At 39.0% G+C, this 25,282-nt stretch carries 13 protein-coding genes; 12 read left to right on the forward strand and 1 reads right to left on the reverse strand.

Annotated elements, in window-relative coordinates:
* Window positions 1-100 precede the first annotated feature (100 nt).
* The 5 genes from ACE01N_RS14150 (at window position 101) to ACE01N_RS14170 (ending at window position 7,048) form a co-directional block, all read left to right on the forward strand.
* On the forward strand, window positions 101-661 hold the full coding sequence (locus ACE01N_RS14150; RefSeq protein ID WP_380590201.1) for a peroxiredoxin: 561 nt from the start codon (window positions 101-103) through the stop codon (window positions 659-661).
* Between the two features lie 27 nt (window positions 662-688).
* Window positions 689-1,999, forward strand: a complete 1,311-nt coding sequence (locus ACE01N_RS14155) for a citrate (Si)-synthase (protein ID WP_380590204.1) — start codon at window positions 689-691, stop codon at window positions 1,997-1,999.
* A 357-nt stretch (window positions 2,000-2,356) separates the two neighbouring features.
* Entirely contained in the window at window positions 2,357-3,703 is a 1,347-nt protein-coding gene (locus tag ACE01N_RS14160; RefSeq protein ID WP_380590207.1) for a rhamnogalacturonan acetylesterase, read from the forward strand.
* 43 nt (window positions 3,704-3,746) lie between these two features.
* A complete protein-coding gene (locus tag ACE01N_RS14165) occupies window positions 3,747-5,114 on the forward strand; it encodes a glycoside hydrolase family 28 protein (protein ID WP_380590210.1) in 1,368 nt (455 codons plus the stop codon).
* 134 nt (window positions 5,115-5,248) lie between these two features.
* The gene (locus ACE01N_RS14170; protein ID WP_380590213.1) at window positions 5,249-7,048 is read left to right on the forward strand and encodes an alpha-L-rhamnosidase-related protein; all 1,800 of its coding nucleotides are present in this window, start codon (window positions 5,249-5,251) and stop codon (window positions 7,046-7,048) included.
* A gap of 146 nt (window positions 7,049-7,194) precedes the next feature.
* On the opposite strand, the gene ACE01N_RS14175 is transcribed toward ACE01N_RS14170, so the two are convergent.
* On the reverse strand, window positions 7,195-8,133 hold the full coding sequence (locus tag ACE01N_RS14175; protein ID WP_375727042.1) for an AraC family transcriptional regulator: 939 nt from the start codon (window positions 8,131-8,133) through the stop codon (window positions 7,195-7,197).
* Between the two features lie 353 nt (window positions 8,134-8,486).
* On the opposite strand from ACE01N_RS14175, the gene ACE01N_RS14180 reads away from it, so the two are divergent.
* The 7 genes from ACE01N_RS14180 (at window position 8,487) to ACE01N_RS14210 (ending at window position 25,277) form a co-directional block, all read left to right on the forward strand.
* Window positions 8,487-11,750 carry a SusC/RagA family TonB-linked outer membrane protein gene (locus ACE01N_RS14180; protein WP_380590217.1) on the forward strand — a complete coding sequence of 1,088 codons (3,264 nt, stop codon included), beginning with the start codon at window positions 8,487-8,489 and terminating at the stop codon, window positions 11,748-11,750.
* A gap of 16 nt (window positions 11,751-11,766) precedes the next feature.
* The gene (locus tag ACE01N_RS14185) at window positions 11,767-13,581 is read left to right on the forward strand and encodes a RagB/SusD family nutrient uptake outer membrane protein (RefSeq protein ID WP_380590220.1); all 1,815 of its coding nucleotides are present in this window, start codon (window positions 11,767-11,769) and stop codon (window positions 13,579-13,581) included.
* A 21-nt stretch (window positions 13,582-13,602) separates the two neighbouring features.
* Window positions 13,603-16,332, forward strand: coding sequence for a SusC/RagA family TonB-linked outer membrane protein (locus ACE01N_RS14190; protein ID WP_380590223.1), 2,730 nt, complete (start codon window positions 13,603-13,605; stop codon window positions 16,330-16,332).
* A gap of 12 nt (window positions 16,333-16,344) precedes the next feature.
* Window positions 16,345-18,045, forward strand: a complete 1,701-nt coding sequence (locus tag ACE01N_RS14195) for a RagB/SusD family nutrient uptake outer membrane protein (RefSeq protein ID WP_380590228.1) — start codon at window positions 16,345-16,347, stop codon at window positions 18,043-18,045.
* Between the two features lie 29 nt (window positions 18,046-18,074).
* Window positions 18,075-21,002: a T9SS type A sorting domain-containing protein gene (locus ACE01N_RS14200; protein ID WP_380590234.1), complete on the forward strand. Its 2,928-nt coding sequence runs from the start codon at window positions 18,075-18,077 to the stop codon at window positions 21,000-21,002.
* A gap of 100 nt (window positions 21,003-21,102) precedes the next feature.
* On the forward strand, window positions 21,103-23,649 hold the full coding sequence (locus tag ACE01N_RS14205) for a glycoside hydrolase (RefSeq protein ID WP_380590237.1): 2,547 nt from the start codon (window positions 21,103-21,105) through the stop codon (window positions 23,647-23,649).
* Window positions 23,650-23,663: 14 nt separating this feature from the next.
* On the forward strand, window positions 23,664-25,277 hold the full coding sequence (locus ACE01N_RS14210) for a glycoside hydrolase (RefSeq protein WP_380590240.1): 1,614 nt from the start codon (window positions 23,664-23,666) through the stop codon (window positions 25,275-25,277).
* Window positions 25,278-25,282: the final 5 nt, after the last annotated feature.

Consider the following 25,282-nt stretch of genomic DNA (forward strand, 5'->3'; position numbering starts at 1 on the left):
GGGTTGTTTAGCGTTTTGGTAGTTTTAATAAGATTTAGTAAAAACGGGTTGAACCTTTTTTATATACCCGTTGTTTGATTGATGTAGTAAAATCTCAATGATGTTTTCCAGAGCTGTTTATATAGTCGTGTTAACGTTCATCAGCCTGGCATTAAATGCCCAGGTTGAAGTAGGAGATACTATATCCGGTTTTTCTCTCAAAGAGGACAATGGAAAAACCTGGGATTTATCTGAAGATTTTACATCCAAATATCTGATCGTTTACTTTTATCCGGCCGCTATGACAGGAGGATGTACTACACAGGCCTGCTCATACAGGGATGTTTCAGATGATTTGAAAAAGGATAGTACACAAGTTGTTGGTATCAGCGGAGATGCAGTGAAAAATCTGAAAATCTTTAAAACGGCATATGACCTGAATTTTCCGTTACTGTCTGATCCGAAAGGAAAGGTTGCCGCTATGTTTGGTGTGCCAACAGGAGACGGAGGAAGCATAACAAGGAAGGTCGATGGCAATGAGGTTGAATTAACCCGTAATGTTACAGCCAGTCGCTGGACATTTGTACTCGATAAAAATAATATTATTATACACAAAGAAATGAATGTTAATCCCGGAGAAGACAGTAATAATATGTTACACATGATAAAACAATATCATTAATACTAATACTCCACAAAATAGAAGCAAATGAAAGAAATCAAAGCAAAACTGCATCAAAAGGGACTTGAAAAAGCTGAAATTGTAAAAAAGATTCTCAAAGATCACGGTGACGTTGAGTTACAAAAGGTAACCATTGCACATGCATTAACAGGAATGAAAGGCATTGTAAGTCTGTTAACTGACACATCAAAACTGGATCCTGAAAGCGGTATCCGTTTCAGAGGTTACAGTATTCCTGAATTAAAGGAAGTACTTCCAAAAATTAAACCTGACGGAGAACCATTACCTGAAGGATTGTTTTATCTGATGTTAATGGATGAGCTACCTACCAAAGAGGATGTTAAAAAAATAAGTCAGGATTGGTCACGTCGTGCAAAGGACATTCCACATTACGTATTTGATGTCATCAATGCATTGCCTAAAGATGCTCATCCAATGATACAGCTAAATACGGCGATTCTTGCCATGTCAAAGCAGTCACATTTTAGGAAAGCTTATGATGATGGTATGGATAAGAAAGATTTTTGGGATCCGATGTTCGAAGGAGTTATGGATTTGATAGCCAGACTTCCTGTTATAGCTGCTTACATTTATCGCCGTGTATTCCATCAGGAAAAGTATATAGATATTGATCCCAGTTTGGACTGGGCAGGAAACCTTGCTCACATGATGGGATATGAAAGTGAAGAAGTTAAGCGGCTGATGCGACTTTATATGGTAATTCATGCGGATCATGAAGGTGGAAATGTTTCGGCACACACCACACATCTGGTCGGTTCAGCCCTATCAAACCCTTATTATTCATTTGCTGCAGGTATGAATGGATTAGCTGGGCCTCTACACGGAATGGCTAATCAGGATGTTATGCATTGGATTAATAAACTATTGTCATGGGCTGATACATGTTGTCCAACTAAAGATCAAATTCGTGAATTTGCACAGATTACATTAGACTCTGGGAATGTAATCCCCGGATATGGACATGCGGTCTTACGTCAGACCGACCCCAGATTTACCGTTCAGCTTGAATTTGCTAAGAAATATAAGCCGGATGCACAGTATATTAAGGTAGTGAGCGATATTTATGATGTTGTTCCGGATGTGTTAAGAGAAACCGGGAAGGTGAAAAATCCATGGCCTAATGTTGATGCCATTTCAGGTTCATTACTCACCAGTTATGGTATAACAGAGCAGCAGATTTATACTGTTTTGTTCGGAGTATCACGATCACTTGGTGTTTTAGCTTCGCTGGTTTGGGACCGTTTGTACGGTTTCGGTATCGAACGACCAAAATCTCAGCCTCTGTCTTTCTTCATGGAGAAAGCCGGAATGAAATAAGATAAAATCTTTAAGAAATAAGGTAAAAACCCGTTACTGAATGTAGCGGGTTTTTTGCGTTGTGGACTCAATAATAATATGCATTATAAGTGTATCAAATACAACAAATTAATTTATATATATTTTTTTAAATATCTTTCTTTTAGTATATTATGATTCTTTTAGTAGTCTCTTATTCATGTAAAAGAGTGTCATATTGTGTAAATATATAGTCATATTATGCATTGAAACTGTATTGTGAATGTTCTATTTTTGTTAGTTAAGAAAACACTCATTATCAATATCTTATTTTTTCTTTAACAGCTGAATGTCTTATTTATTCAGAACAGAAAGCATTTTTGAAAAATATAACTACAAATGAAAAAACTTCTTGCAGGAATTTTATTAGCTGGTGTTGTTTCAATAGGTTTTTTTACGGCGCAAGCACAGACTAAAACCGATACTGCATTTCCTGAAAAATTTGATTTCGGTTCGGAGAAGACACCTGAAGGTTATATTGCTGTAACGCCTGAAACTGTTTACAGCAAAGAAAACGGATTAGGTATTGCCAGTAATTTTATGGTTCAGACCATTAAGAGAGATAAAAAAAATAACCTGACAAGTGATTTTCTGACCAGTGAACATCCGTTTTATTTCAACGTAAATATTCCTGAAGGGCGTTATAAAATTACAGTCACCCTTGGGGATCCTAAAGGTAAGTCCGAAACAACCGTAAAGGCGGAAAATCGCCGATTGATGCTGGAAAATATTAAAACAGGTAATAAACAAATAGTAACTAAAACATTTATTGTTGATGTCCGCTCATCCAAAATAAACGATGAGGAAAAGATAAGATTGAAGAAGAGAGAACTGGGGTATCTGAACTGGGATAACAAGCTTACCCTGGAATTTGGTGGGCCCAGACCATGTGTGTCATCACTGGAAATTGAAGCCGTGAATGATTTTCCTGTCATCTTTCTTGCCGGAAATTCTACTGTAGTGGATCAGATGTACGAACCCTGGGCATCGTGGGGACAGATGTTTCCTCGTTTTCTGAAACCGGACGTAGTTGTTGCCAATTATGCAGAATCAGGTGAAACACTGAAGGCATTCCGGGGTGAGAAAAGACTTAAAAAAATATTAAGTGTTATGAAGCCTGGTGATTACCTCTTTATGGAATTTGCCCACAATGATCAAAAACCAGGAAGTAGTCATGTGGAGCCCTTTACGACATATCAGGATCAGCTAAGATACTTTATGAATGAAACCCGGAAAAAAGGCGGGCACCCTGTTTTGGTCACATCAACAAACAGAAGGGTTTTTGATGATTACGGAAAGATTGTTAATACTCTTGAAGAATATCCGGAGGCCATGCGGCAACTGGCCAAAGAAGAAAATGTGCCTTTAATTGACCTGAATGCCATGAGCAAAGAACTTTTTGAGGCGTTGGGACCGGAGAACTCTAAAAAGGCATTTGTACATTATCCGGCTCATACCTATCCGGGACAGGATAAACCTTTGGCGGATAACACTCATTTTAATCCATACGGAGCTTATGAGCTGGCTAAATGTGTTGTAGAGTCCATTAAGGAAAATTATCCGCAGCTGGCCAAATATGTTTCAGATGATTTTAAAGGTTTTGATCCCAATCATCCTGATCCGTATGAAAATTTCTTCTGGCCTGTAAGTCCGGCAGTAGAGTTAATTAAGCCGGATGGAAACTAATTATAAAGTTATAGGAAACAGGTATTACTTAAATCTGGTTAGTATGAAATCCCGACTGTTATATGTATTGATTGTTCTTGGTACTGTTGTTGTATCCTGCAATAAAAGTATTCCTCCTGAACTCATTACAGTAAAAGTTGATGCGCCTTTTGAAATGCCTGAAATCGCTATACCTGATTTTAGCAATTGTAAAACATTTAACATTATTAATTACGGTGCAGTAAAAGATGATAAGGTTAAAACTTCTGCAGCGATGGCTGCGGCTATAGGTCAGGCTAACAGCGCCGGAGGAGGAATAGTAGTTATTCCTGAGGGTGAATGGCAGACTGGAAAAATTCATTTTAAGAGCAATGTTAATTTGCATCTTGACAAAGGTGCAGTCCTTCTTTTTTCGGATAATCCTGAAGACTATTTACCAGCTGTGCATACTACCTGGGAAGGATTGGAGTGTTACAATTATTCTCCGTTAATCTATGCGTACGAGTGTAAAAATATTGCCATTAGCGGTGAAGGTAAAGTGAAAGCCAGGATGGATCTCTGGGAAACCTGGTTTTCCCGTCCGCCGGCTCATATGAACAGCCTGAAACGCCTCTATAATCTGGCTGCAAAAGATGTTCCTGTTCAGGAACGACAAATGGTAAATGATACCGCACATTTAAGACCGCATTTTATCCAGTTTAACCGCTGTGAAAATGTTTTGCTGGAGGGTATTTCTGTCATAAACAGCCCGTTTTGGACTATCCATCCCTATATGTCTAAAAATGTAGTGATACGGAATATTAATGTCTATGCACATGGTCATAATAACGACGGAGTTGATCCTGAGATGACTCAGAATATGTTAATTGAAAACTGTGTATTCGATCAGGGTGACGATGCCATCGCTGTTAAATCCGGTCGCAATCAGGATGCATGGCGCCTGAATACACCAACCAAAAATCTGGTCATCAGAAATTGCTATGTTAAGAACGGTCACCAGTTGTTGGCTATCGGCAGTGAATTATCCGGAGGAATAGAAAATGTTTATATGGATAGTTGTCAGGTTGCTGATGGTGCCAGCATGTTCCACCTGGTTTTTATAAAAACCAATGAACGCCGTGGTGGATATGTAAAAAATATACATGTTAGCAATATTGTGGCCGACAAGATGCGTGAAGGTATTTTGGGTATTGAAACCGATGTGTTATACCAGTGGAGGGATTTGGTTCCAACGTATGAAAGGCGGCTTACTCCGATAAGCAATATTTATCTTGAGAATATACAGGCAAAAGACGTAAAATTTATTTCACGGATTCTGGGACAAAAGGAGTTGCCGGTTAAAAATGTGATACTTAAGAAAGTATCGGCAGAGAACGTAGAGGATAAACCGGTAATTAACGAAAACGTTATAGACTTTAAGATGCTTAATTAAAAGCATCGTTATATAATTAGATTTTTTTTCATAATTAATTAGTTGGTACTAAAAAGCGGGGGTGAGCATTCATTTCCGCTTTTATTTTTAAATTCACAACTCCGTTGGATAAGAGAGTTTCATAAACACATTATATGATGATACATTTGAACAGACAATTAAGCATTAAAGCAGTAGTCTTTTTTTTGTTATCGTTATTTTCTGTATCGAGTTTAATTGGGCAGTATCCACCAACATTTACAGAAAAGATGATTGCAAAAGCTACAGTTGATTCGTTAGCCCGGGTATATCTCACACCACAACGAATTGTGTGGATATCCAGCGATTCGCTGGTGCAAAATGCAGATATTTTACTGGAGAAAGGAACCGGGCAGGCTTATTTTGGGCGTCAAACAGTGTGTAGGATAACCAATAAGAACGGTTCAGTGTCGGGTTTGATCCTGGATTTTGGAAAAGAAATTCAGGGAGGTGTACGAATAATTACGTCCCAGAGCAACCGTGTTACACGAAAAGTCAGGTTACGATTTGGGGAATCTGTGAGTGAGACATGTAGTGATGTTATAGGTGATGGGACCTCCGGAACCGAAGGCGGGGCAACAAATCACCATGCCATGCGTGATTTTGAAATAGCTCTGCCCGGGTATGGCAATATTGAGGTAGGTAACACCGGTTTCCGGTTTTTACGGATCGATCTGGCAGAACCTGATGCAATGGTGGCTATAAAAGAAGTTAAGGCCATTGCAACATTCAGGGATATTCCTTATCTGGGTTCATTTAAATGCAATGATTCTCTTCTGAATAAAATCTGGGAGACTGGTGCTTATACGGTTCATTTGTGTATGCAGGATTATTTATGGGACGGCATTAAGCGCGACAGGATGGTATGGGCCGGCGATATGCATCCCGAAGTTATGACTATAAGTACTGTGTTCGGATATAATGAAGTTGTACCGAAAACACTTGATTTTCTTAAAGACTATACACCGCTGCCGGCTTTTATGAACGGTATTCCGTCTTATTCCATGTGGTGGGTAATTATGCAGCACGATTGGTACATATATCATGGCAGGAAGGATTATTTGACTGAACAAAAAGAATATATGCTGGCTTTGTTGGATAAATTTAGTCGCTATGTAGATGATGAAGGACAGGAAAACCTCAGAGGAATTGGATTCCGGTTTCTGGACTGGCCATCGGTTAGGGACACCGCTGCCATACATGCGGGACTTCAGGCTTTGATGACGATGATGTTTGAGAAGGGAAGTTATTTGTGCCGGGTATTGAATGAGCCGGAAAAATCTGAGAAATATCAAAAACTGGCTGAAAAAATGAGAAAGGTGGTTCCGAATCCTAACGGATCAAATCAGGCCGGATCACTTTTGGCATTGGCAGGGATAATGAATCCGGAGGATGTAGATCAGGAAATTCTGTTACCTAATGGTGTTGGTGCATATTCCTCATTCTATGGATACTACATGCTGCAGGCACAGGCATTGGCTGGTGATTATCAAAATGCCCTTAATAATGTGAGGCAATTCTGGGGTGGCATGCTAAAGTTAGGAGCAACAACCTTTTGGGAAGAATTCAATCTGAAAGAAGCAGAAAATGCCGCACCAATAGATAATATCGTTCCTGCAGTTAAGCTGGATTACCATTATTCAACCGGAGCCAACTGCTATATCGGACTTCGACGCAGTTTATGCCATGGATGGGCATCAGGACCAACGCCATGGTTAAGTGAATATATCCTGGGAATAAAAGTTTTGGAACCTGGCTGCAAAAAAATAAAGATTGAACCGCATTTAGGTGATTTGGAATGGGCTGAAGGTACATTTCCTACTCCTTTGGGTGTGTTGTACGTAAAACATATAAAGCAGAAAAACGGAAAAATAAAAACTGAAATAAAAGCACCTGAAGGTGTTGAGATACTATAAATATTGCTTATTAATAATTTATTTCCACTGGTGTCCGGGTAAATTAGAACCTTAGATAAATTTGATTGGTTGTCTGTTTAAGCATTAGTAATTCGCGTAATAGTTAGATTTTCAACTAATGATTGATGTATGTGATTTTAACTATACTATGGTTGAATACTCATCTTTGAAAATGATCCGGGGCTTGAACCAATATGTTTAGTGAAAATACGTGTAAAATAATACTGATCACTGTAACCCAGTCTGTAGGCTACTTCTTTTATTTTCAATGACTGATTGGTTAGCAGCCGTATCGCTTCCTGCATTTTTAAATTGATAAAATAGTCCATGGGGGAAGTTCCCGTTTTATTCCTGAAGATTTTGTTGAGATGCGATTCGGAAAGCTTAACGTGTTGAGAGATGTCGGCAATTTTTATCGTTGTATTTATATTCTTTTGCATAAAAATGATGGCCTGATCAACAGGATTAGTTACACTAAAGCCTTTCACAGCCCTGTATGTTTCAACATAAAAGAATGATGCCAGTAAGCCATTCAGGCTTAGATTAGCGTAATTTATATTTTCCTTTGAAAAGCCTGATTCAAGTGCAGTAAGTAATTCATTAAATTGTATGATCCGATCATCAATACGTGATTTACTGGATTGCTTTATCCAGTTTACCTTACTAAAATGCTCCGTAAAGAAGGAACTGCGTTCGCCCCCGAAATGAAGCCAGTATATCGACCATGGATCCTTTTGTGAAGCCCAGTAGGAATGTGCAGTATCAGAGTGAATGACAAAAAAAGTATTAGGTTCCAGTTGATGTTCCGCTTCCCCGATTTTAATCGTGCCATATCCATCAATACAGTAAATAAGGATGTGTTCCTTTATACCCAGAATTCTTTTTCTGTAGTGATGCTTCGCATTCGGGTAGAATCCAATATCTGTTATATAGAGTCCGCTTATTAAGGGGTTTTTCCTGATCTTTTTTAGTTGTTTCTTCGATAATACTACACTTCTGTCTCCGGTAAAATTCTCCGATTTACCTATTTCAGGAGAACTTGTTTTATAATTTTTTGTACCTCTGTTTTGTTCTGTTTCCTGCATATTTAGTCAGTTTATTAAAATAATCAGATTGTCAAAAACGTAAATTTTGTTAATATAGGTATCGAATAAATTTTATAAAATTATCTACGAAAGCTTCTTTAAAAAATATTCATTTCTTTTTTATTTAATTATCTGTTTTATTGTAAGTTACAAATTATTCGCAAAGCGTTGTCATATTTACAACAGAATATAACTAAATAGTATGAGAAAATATTTAGATTAATTTTTAAATATACACTTAATAAAATCTTGTAATAAATAATCGGATTGTACAAAATTATGTAAAATTATCCATTTCCTTCACATACCAATCTCCATAAGTTTGCATTTGTTAACTAAAAAATCTGATGTTTATGAACTTAACGAGCAGGAATAGCATTAAGAATGCCCTTCTTATACCTGTTTGGATTTTTCTTATTCTTTTTTGGGGATTTGGTTCTTTTTCTGAAGCAAATGCATCCAATAATGGTAAAGATGAAATAAATGCTATTCAACAAAACGTAAAAATTTCAGGAACAGTCGTTGATGAAACGAATGAGCCCATTCCCGGAGTAACCCTTATAGTTAAAGGAACTTCAGTGGGTACTGTAACTGACATTAATGGTAACTTTAGCATTGAGGTACCTGTAGATGGAATTTTATTGGTGTCTTCAATTGGCTTTGGGTCACAGGAAATACCAATTTCCGGTAGTGAGACAAACCTGACTATTGTTTTAAAGGAAGAAACTTCAAATCTTGAAGAGGTAGTGGTGGTTGGTTACGGCGTTCAGAAAAAGGAAACTGTAACAGGATCAATGTCTTCCATTTCTTCGAATGATATTGTACAGCAACCGGTAAGTAGTGTTTCACAGGCTCTGGCGGGCAGACTTCCAGGACTTGTCGCAAACCAATCCGGCGGTAGGCCCGGAAAGGATGCTGCCACAATAAAAATAAGGGGGATAGGAACCCTTGACGCTGGATCCGGTTCAAATCCATTAATATTAATAGATGGTATTGAACGGGATCAAAATGCATTTAATTTCCTTGATCCCAACGAAATCGAATCCCTTTCAATATTAAAGGACGCCTCATCAACAGCGGTTTTCGGTGTCAGGGGGGCAAATGGTGTAATTCTGGTCACAACAAAGCGTGGTAAAAGCGGGCCGGCACAGATTAATTACAAAGGTTCCATGGCAGTCCTTGTACCGAGTTTCAGGGTCAATCCCCTTGACAGTTATACCCAGTCAGGATTAGCGAACGAATACATGGGATTTGCAGCTAATTCCACGGATCCTACAGCTCCGTATCCTCAGTCGGTAAGAGACAGGTTTAAAGGAGTGATTGACGGTAATCCATTGAACACAAGTGATCCATACTTCTATCCCAGTAGCAACTATGCAGATCTGATGATTAAGGATTATGCATTGCAGGAACAGCATAACGTTACTATTAGTGGAGGTACCGACAGGTTGATGTATTTTGCTTCACTGGGATATTTTAACCAGGATGGCATGTTTAAAAACCTGAATCCTGAGATTGATAAATCAACCAGTTACAAAAGATACAATTACAGGACTAACATCGATGTAAAAATAACCAATACTACCTCAGCCAAAATTAATATTGGTGGAAGTTTTAATGAAAATATTAACCTGGGACAAGCCGGAAGAGAACCCGATCAGGGATTTTACTGGAACATGCTGGTTCACTCGTCACCATGGGATGGATATGTACAGGATGGTAAAGTTGTGTTGCTTCAGGATAATGCAAACTCTGTTCTGCTGAACAGTGATATACGCGGTTATACTGTTGAACTTCAAAACACGGCAGACTACAGTTTTATTCTCGATCAAAAACTTGATTTTATTACAGAAGGACTTTCAGCCAAAGGTACAGTATCGGTGGTAAGCTATTTTGAGAATTTTATTCGCAGAGACAAGGACGAAAAGAAACGCCCTTACTGGAGACCTTACTTAAATGGGGACGAGAGTGTAAGCTTTTACCAGGTACAGGAAAATGTATTGCCTTATAATACAACTTCACAGGCAAAAACCAGAAAAGAGTACTATGAATTTGCACTGAATTATAACCATAATTTTAGCGGAGGGCATAATGTTACGGCTTTAGCACTCGTAAATGCAGATAAATCACACTTTACGGAAACGTATTGGAATGAAATACCCAGATCATATCTTGGATTAGTAGGACGTATAACATACAATTATGCCAACAAATACCTATTGGAATATAATCTGGGTTATAATGGGTCAGAGAATTTTGCAGAGGGTAAACGTTTTGGCTTTTTTCCGGCATACTCCGCAGGATGGACTTTTACTGAAGAAAGTTGGATCAAAAACATAATAGGAGAACGAATATTATCGTACGGTAAATTAAGGTTTTCCTATGGGCTGGTCGGAAATGACAGAATGAGCCAACGTTTCCTTTATCTTCCTGATGTTTATGTGATGAACAATGATGCGTACACCGGATGGCGTGAAATTGGAATTAATTTTGGTTTACCCGGTCAGATACAAAACTATCCCATGGCCTACCAGGGTGCTGCAGGAAACCCCAATGTAACCTGGGAAACGTCTAAAAAAATCAATTACGGAACTGATTTGTATTTTATTGACAGTAAGTTATCGGTAAAGTTTGATTATTTCACCGAAGACCGAAAAGACATATTAATAAATCAAAGGGTAGTTCCAATCTACCAGCAGACAGGAGAACTTGCACTGAACCTGGGCCGTGTCAAAAATTCAGGTTATGAATTTGAATTAGGCTGGAATCAAAAAATGAAAAATACCAGATTCTGGGTAGATTTAAACTATTCTTTTGCCCGAAACAAAGTCATAGAAATGGATGAACCACTTCAGGCCTATGATTACAGGATGCAAACGGGAAGACGTGTAGGTGAACTTTGGGGATATCAACAGGAAGATTTTTTCAGGACTGAGGATGAAGCCAGTGCGTACCGTGATGAATTATGGGCTACTTACAGCGCTTTAAATCCAGGTGAAAGTAAAGAAGATTATCAGGCTTATCAGATATTTACAGCCGGGCATGATGTTTCAGCAGGTGATTTAAAATTTATTGATCGAAATGCCGATGGATTAATTAATAACCTGGATGAAGGATATTTAGATACGCCCAGTTTTCCAGAAACGATGTTTGGATTAAATACCGGAATAGAGCACAAGGGGTTTTCACTATCTGTATTATTTCAGGGCGCTTCAAATTTTTCAATTAATACCAGAACAAATTATAGTCCTACTCCTAACCAGGGAACGGTACTTGATTTTGTGCTGGATAGGTATACTCCTGAGAAATATGCAGCAGGTGAAAGTATTTCATACCCTCGCCTTGTAAATACAAATGACAACTGGAAATACACAGGTTCATACTGGATAAAGGATGCAACATATCTTAGAATAAAGAATATAGAGGCCGGATATACCTTTAAGTCTGGTGTGAGGTTTATTGAATACTTAGGCTTAAGCAGTCTCAGGATTTATGCGAACGGAATGGATTTGCTGACATTCTCAAAAATTAAAAACATTGATCCGGAAACGACCAATGGAGTACTCAGATACCCCAGATCAAAAGTCATTAATTTAGGGGTTAATGTTCAATTTTAATTGTAAATAAATTATCATGAAAAAGAATATAATTCATCCGGTAATATATGCGTGTTTAGTAATAATTGCCACATCGCTATTTTCCTGTCAGGAAAGTTTTCTTGAGAAGCCGGCAGGAGCTGACATTACTATTGACACCGTATTCGCATCGACCAACAATGCTCAACAGTTAATTTTTTCGCTTTATCACGATAATTACTTCGGAGCCGACAATATAAACCTTAGCTGGTGGGACGGTTACATTAGCTGGTCTGATATTGGTGAACAAATGTATGTTCCCAATATCAGCGACAACCAGTATATGAAATATGTCAATGGTACACTTAGTTCAGCAACAACTCAGATTTATCCTCTTGACTATTTATTCCAGGCGGTAAGAACCTGTAATACATTTATTGAAAAGGCAGCTTCAATACCTACTACATCTTCAAGCGAACAGGAATATGTTCAACGTATGCTTGGTGAAGCTCATGCTCATATTGCCTACCAGTATTTTAAAGGTTTTAGAGTCTGGGGAAGTTTACCCTGGATTAATAAAAAGATGGAAGGTGGAGAAGAACCTATTCCAAGAGCTGCTTTTGGAGATATGATCGATAGCCTGGTTTATCATCTGGATTTAGCCGCTATGCTGTTACCCCGGAATTGGGAAGATCGTTGGACCGGAAGGTTTACAAAGGCAGCAGCCAAAGCTCTTAAAGCAAAAATACTGGTTTATGCGGCAAGTCCACTATATAACGGTCCGACTCCTGATTATGCCGCCGGCTATGAACATCCGGAAGTTCTGGGTTATGGCAACGCAGATGATCAGCGTTGGATAAGGGCCGCAAATGCATGTAAAGAGGCAATAGAAGAAGCGGAGGCAGCAGGCCATGCCCTTTATACTGCTGCAGGTGTTGAGCACAATGTTTATGAGCTGGCGATTAACCATACCGACGAGAACATCATTTATCAAACGTTTGGTTCTTATAATTCAGAAGGAGGATGGGAGTACACGCATAACATGATGAACTGGCCATATGGAATTGGTTGGTATAATAGGGTTGATGTCACCTATCAGCCTACATTTCAGCATGTTGACGGATATCAGATGAAAAACGGAAAATTTCCTATTTCAGGTTATGAGAATGGAGACGGGACTAAACCAATTATCTCGGATGCCGGTATTGCAGCGGGCTATAACGACCAGGAATATTGGAAAGATAGAGATCCCAGATTTTATCAGAACATTGTATATCATGGTTCTGAATTTGGAACCAGTTATAATGACAAGCTGATTAATTTTGATATTGATCCGAATGTACCGGACAGAACACACGGTGACTGGCCCGAATTTAAAACAAGTTTTATGGTACGAAAATTTGTAAACGAGGAGTTGGGAGCAGGTCCTTCAGTAGTATATACTCCTGTGCATCCGATTATTCGTCTGGCAGATTTATACCTCCTTTATGCAGAAGCGCTGAGTGAAGCCAATAACGGTCCAACTGCTGAAGCTATTCAGTATCTGGACGACATAAGATCCCGTTCTGGCATGCCAGGATATGATGCGGCAAATTATCAGGGTTCAACCGAAAAGGAAAAGTTTCACAATGCAATTAAGTATGAACGCCAGGTAGAATTTTTCCTGGAGGGGCAGCGATACTTTGACCTTAGAAGATGGAAAGAAGGAAACGAGTTGCAACTCGATATGGTTGGAGCGGTAATTGAAGATGGAGTTGTTTCGAGAAAGAAGATCAACTGGGTAGACTTCTTTGAGGATAAATATTATTTCCATCCATTTTATAACGACTGGGTTAATAATACTCCCGGACTATACCAGAATCCAAAATATTAACCAGCCAAATTATCGAATATTATGAGAAAATATATAAATAAAATAGCATTGCTTGTTATCTCTTTTCTGGCACCGGTATATGGATGGGCCCAGAATGATACATCTGAGATAGCAATGGCAGATCAGTTAAAAGAGATAAATATTGCTTACGGAATTCAGGAAAAAAGCACTATTACCTCTTCCATGTCTACTGTTACAGGAAATCAGCTTTCAAAAGGTGCGGTTAGCAACTTTGGCAATACCCTGTACGGGAAATTAGCAGGACTATTTGTTGAGCAGGGAGGCGGCGAACCAGGATATAACTCACCTACCCTCAGAATAAGAGGGGCAAATGGAGCACCGCTGATTATCATCGACGGATTTGAAAGGGATATGACTTATTTAAACCCTGAAGAAGTCGAAACCATTTCTGTGCTTAAAGATGCATCTGCTGTGGCTTTGTACGGGATGGAAGCAGCTAACGGTGCAATTATAATTACAACAAAAAGAGGCGAGGTGCAGAAACGTAATATACGGTTCAGAGTGCAATCCGGCATGCAAAGTCCAACTAATTTAATTGAAGTTCTTGGAGCTCGTGATTACATGAGCATCTACAATCAGGCTGCTGTGAATGACGGACTGAGCCCCATATATTCTGACGCAGATATTGCAGCAGCTGGGTCATCACCTCTTTTCCCTGATGTGAACTGGTACGATCAGGTTGTTAAAAAGGCATCGAACGTTTCAAGGGCAAACCTTGAAGTGCAGGGTGGCTCAGACTTTATACAATACTTTATTAATGTTGGGTTCCTTTACAACGACGGGATTTATAAACCTGTAAACCCCGATATGAAAGCTAATGCGAACCTGACCCAGTTTAATCTGCGTTCCAATATAGATATTAATATATCGAAAAGAACACGGTTTTCCATGGATCTGGCAGGAATGGTTAATAATAACAGTTTCCCGGCATTTTCAGCAGGCGAAATATGGACAGCCATGTATACCCTGCCACCAAATGCGTTTAATGTAATAAATCCAAACGACAGTTATGGTGGTACTTCGTTACTTACGAATAACCCCTATGCAATGATTGAGTACGGAGGGAGAAATAATTCTGTTACCAATTTCCTTAATGCAGGATTCTATTTAAACCATCAACTTGATTATATTCTGGACGGACTTTCAGCCGGAATAGGTTATGTAATTGATAACGGAGCAGTTAACGGTGACGGTAACTGGAGGTATTTCCCGGTACAGCAAATTGCATCTGCTGTTGGAAATAATTACAGCTACTATAGATATGGTGAAGATTCTCCATACAATACATGGAGCAACGCAAGCAGCGTAAGGAACAATGTGGTTAATGCCGATATCAGATACAAACTAGCATCTTCAAAGAAACATGACTTAAATGTGTTGCTGCGTTATGAGGGAGATAGAGAATACCGGGCAAATACAGACTTATCACCATATCTTACCAATAATTATGGGGCAAGAGTAAATTATGCTTATGCAAAAAAGTATGTATTGCAGGCTTCGGCCAGCTATTTTGGTTCCGATCAGTATAAAGAAGGTAGTCAATACGGCTTATTCCCGTCGGTATCTGCAGGCTGGGTATTTTCAAATGAAGATTTCTTATCCGACGACAGTTTTATCAACTTTGGTAAGTTAAGAGCGTCTTATGGTATTACAGGCTTAAACCGTTATGTCAACGGAAGATATCCTTTCACACAATTTTATGTAGCCGGCGGTTCATTCCCTATAGGGACAAGCTGGGACGTAATTACCGGTATTCAACCCGGCATGTTGGCTAATTCAGATATTCAATGGGAGATTTCCAAAAAAATGGATATTGGTATCGATTTAGAGATGTTTAATCATGTGTCTTTCACATTTGATTATTTCATGGACAAAAGGTCGGATGTTTTGTACATTGATTACACCCATCCATCTGTTACAGGTGCTGATCTTCCGTATGAAAATATTGGCAAACTTACCAATTCCGGATTCGATCTGTCATTAGGCTATTCTTCTCATAACAAGGATTTTAAATGGTCTGCAAATCTGGTGTTCTCATATTTTAATAATACAATAGATGAAATGGGAGAATCGCTTAACGGATCATCTTTAGCTCACCTGAACAAAACGGGTAATTCTGTTTCAACTGTTTATGGGTACGAGGTTGATGGTTATTTTGAAAATACAGGTGACATACAGTCATCTCCGGTCCAAACCTTTGGTACACCACGGGTAGGCGATTTAAAGTATAAGGATTTAAATAACGATCAAATTATTGATTCAAGAGATATGACAGCAATTGGAGATATCATGGGCAATATGGATGCTGGTCTCAATCTCGGATTTGAATATAAGGGTTTTGACCTGGATGTCATGTTTCAGGGACAGTTTAACAGAGATATTGTACTATCAGAAAACCAGTTATACCAACCATTCTTAACTGGTAATGCTGTGACCGAAATTGTAAACGAAAGTGGTTTCCCAACGTTGTCTTTAACCAATACCAACAATTATCAGCCTTCATCTTATTGGGTACGTAAAGGTGATTTTATTAAACTGCGTAATCTGGAACTTGGATACTCACTTTCTGTGAATACTTCCCAAAAAATTGGATTAGAAAATGTCAGGTTTTTTATCAGAGGTGTTAACATGCTGACAATGAGCAACTGGAAATATACGGATCCTGAATTTACCGGAATAGGATATCCTCCGATGAAATCTTATTTTCTGGGTTTAAATCTTAACTTTTAATACAGAACTGATATGAAACATTATATAAAAATATCAACGATTTTAAGTATCCTGATTATTATATTCTCATCGTGTCAGGAACTCAGTATGGAACAGGACACCGGTGTTACCGATGGTCTTATGTGGAACAATCCGACATATATCGATCGGTACATGGTTGATCTGATCAGTGAAATGCCCAACGGATTTAGTCCTGAAGGATTTAGTCAGGGTGAATTATTTGGCAGTGCTACAGATGAAGCGGAAAATGCCAATCCTTTGGCAGGGATTCAGAACTTTAATTCAGGCAACTGGAATGCAGTTTCTAACCCCGATAATATCTGGATCAAATACTACTATGCCATTTATAAAGCGAATTTGTTTCTGGAGAAAACCAAGAACACAACGTATGACACTTTTGAACCGGCTAACAGACAGGTCTACCTGGATAATCTTGAGTCATACAAGTCTGAGGCTCGTTTTTTAAGGGTGCTGTATTATTATGAGCTGATTAAAAGATATGGGGCAGTCGTTTTGGTAGGTGACAATGTAGTTGAAGACATCAGTGATTTGTCAAATACCGCGTTTGACGCAGCTAGGTCTCCTTTTGTGGCCTGTGCGAACTACATTATTGACGAATGTGACAATTTAATCGATAATGAACTGCTGCCATTGCTGGATGAAGGTGCCGATCAGGGCAGACCCAATGGCACTGCGGTTAAAGCGTTAAAGTGCAAAACATATTTATTGATGGCCAGTCCTGCATATAATAGTGCAGTAACTGAGGGTTCTGAACAACAAAAAGTTTACTGGAAGGAGGTTCTGGATATCGCACAGGATATTGCTTTCGACCGTGTATTTACTTTCGGACCCTATGACCAGTTTGATGGTACCAGTCCTGAAATCATCCTGGGATATCGTCAGGCTGATATTAATTATATAGAGAGAGTTAACTTTCCGGTTGGATCAGAAGGAGTTAATGTCACAGGAAGCACCAACCCAACCCAGAACCTGGTAGATGCTTACAGGATGATAAATGGTAAAAAGATTAATGATCCTGATTCTGGTTACGATCCTGCAAACCCGTATATTAACCGGGATCAAAGATTGTTGCATACCGTAATAGTAAATGGAAGCAACTGGGATGAAAGAAACTCTGAATCACGAATTATCGAGATTTTCAAAGGAGGTCGTGACGGTATGGATCGTGCCTACGGTACAAAGACCGGGTATTATCTGAGAAAATTTATGGATCCGACTCTTGACCTGAGGCAGGATCAGACATCAAACCGGGAATGGCCTGTTTTTAGATTCGCCGATATAGTGTTAATCTGGGCTGAAGCTGCCAATGAATTGTATGGTCCTTCAACGTTGGGAGAATCATACCTGACCGCTACAACCCTCTTGAATCAGACAGTTGTAAGACATGGTGGATTACCGGAAATTGAGCTCAACAGCATGACGCAGGCAGAAATGAGAGACAGGATCAGAGAAGAACGATTTATTGAGTTTGCGTTTGAGGACCAGAGAGCCTGGGATTTACGCAGGTGGGGAATTGCTGTTGATGTATTAAGTCAACCAATATATAAAATGGATGTAACTAAAAATGCTGATGGCACCTATAGTTATCAGGAAAAGGAACTTGAAAAAAGGTACTTCGAAGAACGCATGAATTTATACCCCATCCCTCAGAGTGAAATAAACAATGGTTTATCTCAGAATCCGGGTTGGTAATGTAATTTTGAAATTTAAAACTTGAAGAAATGAAACGAATAAAATATTTAATTGCATTATTAATAAGCTGCTGTTTTTTTGGTCAGGTGAATGCACAGGAGCATTTTATGCCCAAAACTGATGGAACGAAATATTATCTGCTTATTTACGATGGTGCGGGAAACGAAAAGGTGTTGAGTTATCATCCGGAGGTAGCATCCTGGTCTGATCAGGTAGGATATTCAGAATATTTTGACGGTTCAGGCTCCCAACTATGGGTATTCGATGAGCAGGAGGGAAATCCGGGTTATATCAATGTTCGTAACCTCGATGAAGGTTTGTCAGATAAGTATTTTTTGAAATCATGGAGTAATCTGGCCTATATAGAACCACAGGATGCTGAACATGGACGTGAAGGAAACGAGACACATGATAAGGAACTGGCGTTTCGATTCACCAATATTTTCGATGATTGGTACGCCTTCGAGACCATTGATAAGCCAGCAGATTTAAGTGGTATGAATTACACGCCAGGCCCAAATGCTCTGAATTTTGACGCAAACGGTGTAGCTGCCTTTCGTCTAAAGACTGCTGACATAACACAGGCAAATGCCACCAACTGCGTTTTCAAACTGGTAGAATTTGATCCTATTGCCCTGTTCGAATCTTCAATCGAGAAAGGCATGGAGTTATATAATGCTCATTCTGATATTTCGGAAGTAGTATTGGCTGATTTTTTCTATGCGCTGGAAAAGGCCCGTGAAGTAAGGGTATTTGGAACAGATGGAGAAATGCTTAACTATCAGGCAAATATTGATGAAGCACTGGCATTCTTCAATAACTATCTTGATTTATCCTCTGATGTTGAATCAGCAAAATCTTTTATTGCATCATCTGAAGCCGATGCGAATGTAAAAACTTCGTTTGATGCCATAATATCGAATCTCGAGGAATTTTTGGACTCAGAACAACCGGATTATGCAATCATCGATAGTTTAAGGAACAACCTTTCTGTGGCACAGAATTTAGTTGATGCTATTATACAGTCAGAAGCATATGCAGCAACATTGGTTGATATTGATGATACAAGATATAATTCGGGTATGCTATTATCGGTTGAATCGGCAAAAACGATACTGGCTGATCCTGCAGCCAGTGCAGATAACTATAACAGTGCCATCTCAGTTATGGATAAAGTGCAACAATTGATCAATGAATTGCTTTCTGCAAATGATCTGATTGCCAATACGCCGGAATTTGATGAGGCGAAACAGGAATTAGGGAATGCGATTGAAAATGCTCTTGTATTGATTAATACTTCGGGACTTACTGAACAGCAGCTGGATGATGCCATTAAAGCCGTGCAGAATGCCATTGTAACATTTCAAAAAGCTTTGGAAGCAGGAGACACCAGTGTTGAACTTATAAATCCTGATTTTGAGAATGATTTTGACAAATGGAATTCAACTTCAGATACCGACTGGTTGCCTTATATAGAAAATAAGGGTGTTGATGGTTCTAAAAACATGACCATCTGGCAAAGCGCCGATTATACGTTTATTAGTTATCAATCACTTTCAAATCTTCCAAACGGAACCTACCAGATTAGTATGATGGCGGTTGTAAGCAATGATAGTACCATAGCGCTGTTTGCAAAAAGTGGTGAAAATGAGGTAACAGAACCTCTCGCTTTTGAAGAGTGGACAAATACAAAACGATCACTTACAATTGAGATAACTAACGGGGCACTTGAATTTGGTGTAAAAGGCGTTGGTGACGGCAACAGCATTCCTGCCAATAACTGGGGGACCTTTGACAATTTCGAAGTAAAATGGTTGTCGAATATTGGGCTTGTAAATCCAGGATTTGAAAATGATTTTGAAGGCTGGTCATCGACATCAGACACTGACTGGTTGCCGTATATTGAAAACAAAGGTGTTGATGGATCCAAGAATATGACGATTTGGCAAAGTGCCGATTATACGTTTATAAACGGTCAAACATTGGAGAACCTTCCAAACGGTAAATATCAGGTTTCTGTTATGGCTGTCGTCAGCAACGACAGTACTATCTTCCTGTATGCTGATGGAGGCGAACTGGTTGAAGAACCCCTGGCTTTTGAAGAATGGACAAATACAAAGCGGAAGATTGTGGTTAATGTCACAAATGGCAGCCTGATTTTTGGGGTGAAAGGAGCAGGAACAGAGAATTCAATTCCAGCCAATAACTGGGGTACTTTTGATAATTTTGAGGTAGTTCGGTTACCTGACATAGATCTGGTTAATCCAGGTTTCGAGGAAGACTTTTTAGGTTGGGATCATGAATCAGATACCGATTGGTTGCCTTATATCGAAAATAAAGGCGTTGACGGATCCAAGAATATGACGATTTGGCAAAGTGCCGATTATACCTTTAAAAACTGGCAAACAGTCAATGGATTGGTTGACGGTTCTTATCAGGTTTCCGTAATGAGTGTTGTCAGTAATGACAGTACGATTTTCTTATATGCTGATGGAGGAGAATTGGTTGAAGAACCTTTGGCTTTTGAGGAATGGTCCAACACCAAACGAGATCTGACGGTAGCAGTAAATGGTGGCTCATTAACCTTTGGTATCAAGGGGGCCGATACAGATAACCACATACCTGCCAACAACTGGGGAACATTCGATAATTTCGAACTTAAGTTACAGTCCATAATTCCTGTATATGTAACAGTTACTGCTAAAGCTGTTACTACAGATTTAGAATTTAACGGGATGGATGTCAATATAATCTATTGGCAAAAAGGACGAAATCTTAATGTTCTTGCTAACGAAAATGTCGTAAAATACTCGATATATACCATTACAGGTAAAAAAGTGGACGCTGCTGTGACGCATAATAAATCCTTGTCCATACCAATGAAACAAGGTATCTATATTGTCAGAGTACTAACCGATAGTGGTTTTATCAGGACTGAAAAAATTATCATCAAATAAATTATTTTATATTAGTAGCAGGAGATTTTCAACTGAACATCTCCTGTTACTATAATAGAATTGCGACCAACACAGTTTATATAAAGCTACCGAATTTTTAATGACATTTTTAAAACTATCTTTAATATGCGTATTATTTTATGCAAATTATCTTGTATTTGCACAAAGTAATATTAAACCTGTTGCAAGCTACACATTCAACAGTAACATGGTTGTAGATGAAACAGGAAACTCAGAATTATTGCTTTATAATAACGCAAAATTAATTACGGACAGCGAAAGAGGAGCAGTACTGCATTTTACTGCATCGGATAAAAGCTATGCTGCTTTTAATAAAAACTTACTCAATACTGACACGTGTACAATTTCTTTCTTCTTTTATTGGGAGGATGCAGGTGCCGGATCATGGCATCAGCTTTTTGAAATACACAATAAGGCGACAAACTCTAATTTCTTTTTTACACCACAAATTGGCTGGGGAGATTATGGGTGTGCATTAATTAGCGACAGCCGGGATTACGGGCTTTACGAAACTGTTGAATCCATCACATTACAAAAAAATAAATGGTTACACATCGCCATAACAATAGAAGATAAACGCGTAAAGATCTACCTGAATGGTTCTGAAATATCCACTGGCTATTTAGCGATCTCACCCGGCCTTATTCAGGGTAGTTCCTTATATCTTGGAGGAAATCCTGATCGATCTGATAACTATTATATATCAGCTCGTTTAGATGAGATTACAATTTTTAATCAGGTACTTTCAGCTAATCAGATTCAGGCTCTTTTTAATGAAACTGATATTCCAGCACCGGTTAATAATAAGACGAACTGGAAAACGGCCGGCTCACAAATAGACCTGACCGTAGATCTCTCCGCGAAAAACCAAACCATACAGAATTTTGGTTCTTCAGATGCCTGGAATACAGAACGAATAGGAAAATACTGGCCCATTGAAAAAAAAGAAAAACTTGCTGAATTATTATTCAGTACTGATACAGATTCATATGGTAACCCCAGGGGTATCGGCTTATCGGCATGGCGCTTTAATATTGGTGCGGGGACTGCAGAACAAGGGACTGCCAGTCGGATCAGTGTAGAATCAAGGCGGACTGAAGGTTTTTTGAATGCCGATGGGAATGGATATAACTGGGACAAACAAATTGGACAACAATGGTTTTTACAAAAAGCCAATCAGTATGATGTACACCATTTAATCGGCTGGCAAAACAGTCCTCCGGTAGCTTACACCCAAAATCATCTTGGATTTCGGGACTATGGTACCGCAATGGCAACAATTCTTAAACCGGAGTACTTCGATGATTATGCAGGATTTTTAGCTGATGTTTGCGATCATTTCAGTAAGGAAGGCATACATTTTGATTATATAAGTCCGCTGAATGAACCCCAGTGGGGCTGGGCACCAACAACAAGCGGTGGTACGGTAACCCAGGAGGGAACACCATGGACTAACGAAGAAATTTTTGATGTGGTGGCGGAGATTGACAAAGAATTTACTTCCCGCAGTATTTCTTCAAACATAATTATTACAGAGGCTGGTTCTGTGGAAAGAATGGTTGGTGGAGCCGGACATGCTGATAATCAGCTTAACAAATTCTGGAACACAAATTCTCAACTATCATTGCTTGAAAAAGCTTCTTTTTCAGATATCGCAACGTATCACAGTTATTTTACAGATTATGGTTCAAGCCTGATTGATTTAAGGAATGAAATTTTTCAGAAATCACAGGCTTTGAATTCAAAGCCAATTTTATGGCAGACTGAATATTCTTTGCTCGACAATGGATATCGATACGGTTATCCGGCAGGAATAAAATTAACGGAGATGGAGTGTGCACTTTCCCTAGCGAGGGTTATAATGGCTGATCTGAACATTGCAAATGTGTCGGCCTGGCAGTGGTGGACAACTTTCGATGAAGTCAAATTTGACGGAGAATCACGTTTTGGACTCATAGAAGCTCTAACAAAAAAAGATGACAGCGATGGCAATTATCATTTGACAAAACTCTTTTATACATTTGGTAGTTTTTCACATTTCATTCGACCGGGAATGACCAGAGTTGGTTTTACCCGTTCGGATAACATATCCGTTGAGGAATCTTTTAACAATGTTGTTTTTTCAATTTTTACGAATGCAGAGATCAATAAACTGGTACTGGTTGCTGCAAATTTCACGAAAGATGCACGCGTGGTAAGTCTATCACTTAAAAATATTGAGCAGAAAGGACTGAAAAATCCAAAGCTTTTTTTAACTGATGAATATGCAAATCTTGAAAAGCAGGTTATTGATCTTTCTGATGACAAACTTATTGTCCCGGCTCATTCAGTGATTACGTATACGGCAGACATTGCAGAAGAAACTTCGATTGATCAAAACCGGACAGAACAAAACATGGTTGCATGGTACAATAGTAATACCAGGGAGATCATTGCCATCTTGCCTTCTGTTTACTCTATTAATCACCTTAAACTTTATTCGGTTTCAGGTGATCTGTTAAAAACAATCACAGTGAATCAACAACAACGGATTATAATTCCGTCAGATCAGTTAAGTAACGGTGTTTATTTCCTTACGGGAATGACAAATGATCATTATGAAACGACGAAAGTTGTAATACATTAAACAATCGGATAAGGATGAGACCCGTATTAATTATATTATCAATACTATTATCAGGTCATTTACTTGCTCAAACCAGTGAGGTGACTATTCTGGTAAACCCTGAAAGAACATACCAAAGCATTCAGAATTTTGGGGCATCCGATTCCTGGCGTGTACAGTTTGTGGGCGAAAACTGGCCAATATCTAAACGTGAAAAAATCGCCGATCTCCTCTTTAGTCTGGACACAGATGAAAACGGGAATCCAGTAGGTATCGGCCTTTCAAACTGGCGTTTCTATATAGGTGCAGGATCAATGGAACAAGGTGATGATTCTGATATAAGAAATGTCTGGCGACGATCTGAGTGCTTCCTTGACGCTGAAGGCAAGTATGACTGGTCAAAATATAAGGGTCAGCGTTGGTTTTTACAGGCCGCAAAAAAGCGGGGTGTTCCTGAATTTACGGCTTATACTATTTCACCACCCGTGTTTTACACAAAAAACGGCCTGGCACATGCCACAAAAGGTGATTTAGGTTTTAACCTTAAGACTGATACATATGAAGCTTATTCAAAATTTCTGGTGGACATCATAGAGCATTTTGAAAAAAATGAAAAGGTATATTTTAATTATTTGAGTCCGTTTAACGAACCTCAGTGGGCATGGGATCAAAGCAACCAGGAAGGCACACCTGCCACAAATCAGGAACTGTACAGATTTATAAGCATCCTTTCAAAGGAATTATACGCGCGTGCTTTAAATACTAAACTTATTATTGGTGAAGCCGGAGACCTGGAATATCTGTATAAAAAGAATGGTAATAACTCAAACGGGGACCAGATCAATATTTTCTTTAATCCTGATTCAGAGATGTACTTAGGCGATTTACATAATATGGAATATGCCATTACAGCACACTCCTACTTCACGACCTGGCCATTAAAAACACAGCTTGACATCCGGCAAAAACTTGCAGATCGTATGGAAGATATTAATCCTGATCTGGATTTCTGGCAGACTGAATTTTGTATTCTTGAAAAAAATGATGAAATCAGTGGTGGCTGGGGACGCGATACAGGAATGCCAACCGCACTGTATGTCGCACGTGTCATTCATTCGGATCTTACAATTGCCAATGCGCGATCATGGGATTGGTGGACAGCGCTTTCCCAGTTTAATTACAAGGATGGACTGATACATCTGGATGATGGCAAAGGACCGGGTGTGGTAAATGATACAAGCCAGTTAAATTACAAGCTACGGTTCGATGGTGAAATTACCGAGACCAAACTGCTTTGGGCTCTGGGAAACTATTCGCGGTTTGTTCGCCCCGGGATGGTTCGGATTGATGCAAAAATTGAGAATGGGTTATCACCTTTAGAGCAGGTTACAGACTTACAGGTTGCAGCATTTAAAGATACAACTTCCGGCAAACTGGTATTTGTTTTTGAGAACTACACCCATAAAGATAAACCAATCCGTCTGAAAGGATGTGACATAAGTACCGGTCAACCGGCTTTTTTTATCACAGATGAAAAAAGAAATCTTCAAAAATATCAGGTGCGTTTGGACCAACTTGTTATTCCCAAACGCTCGGTTTCAACACTGGTGATAGAAAAGCAGAATACACTTAAATCAATAAATTTTTAGCTGAA

Origin of the sequence: Quyinboa ferrireducens, assembly GCF_042436675.1 — a bacterium.
In the GTDB taxonomy this organism is placed as follows: Bacteria; Bacteroidota; Bacteroidia; order Bacteroidales; family UBA5342; genus JBHJHP01.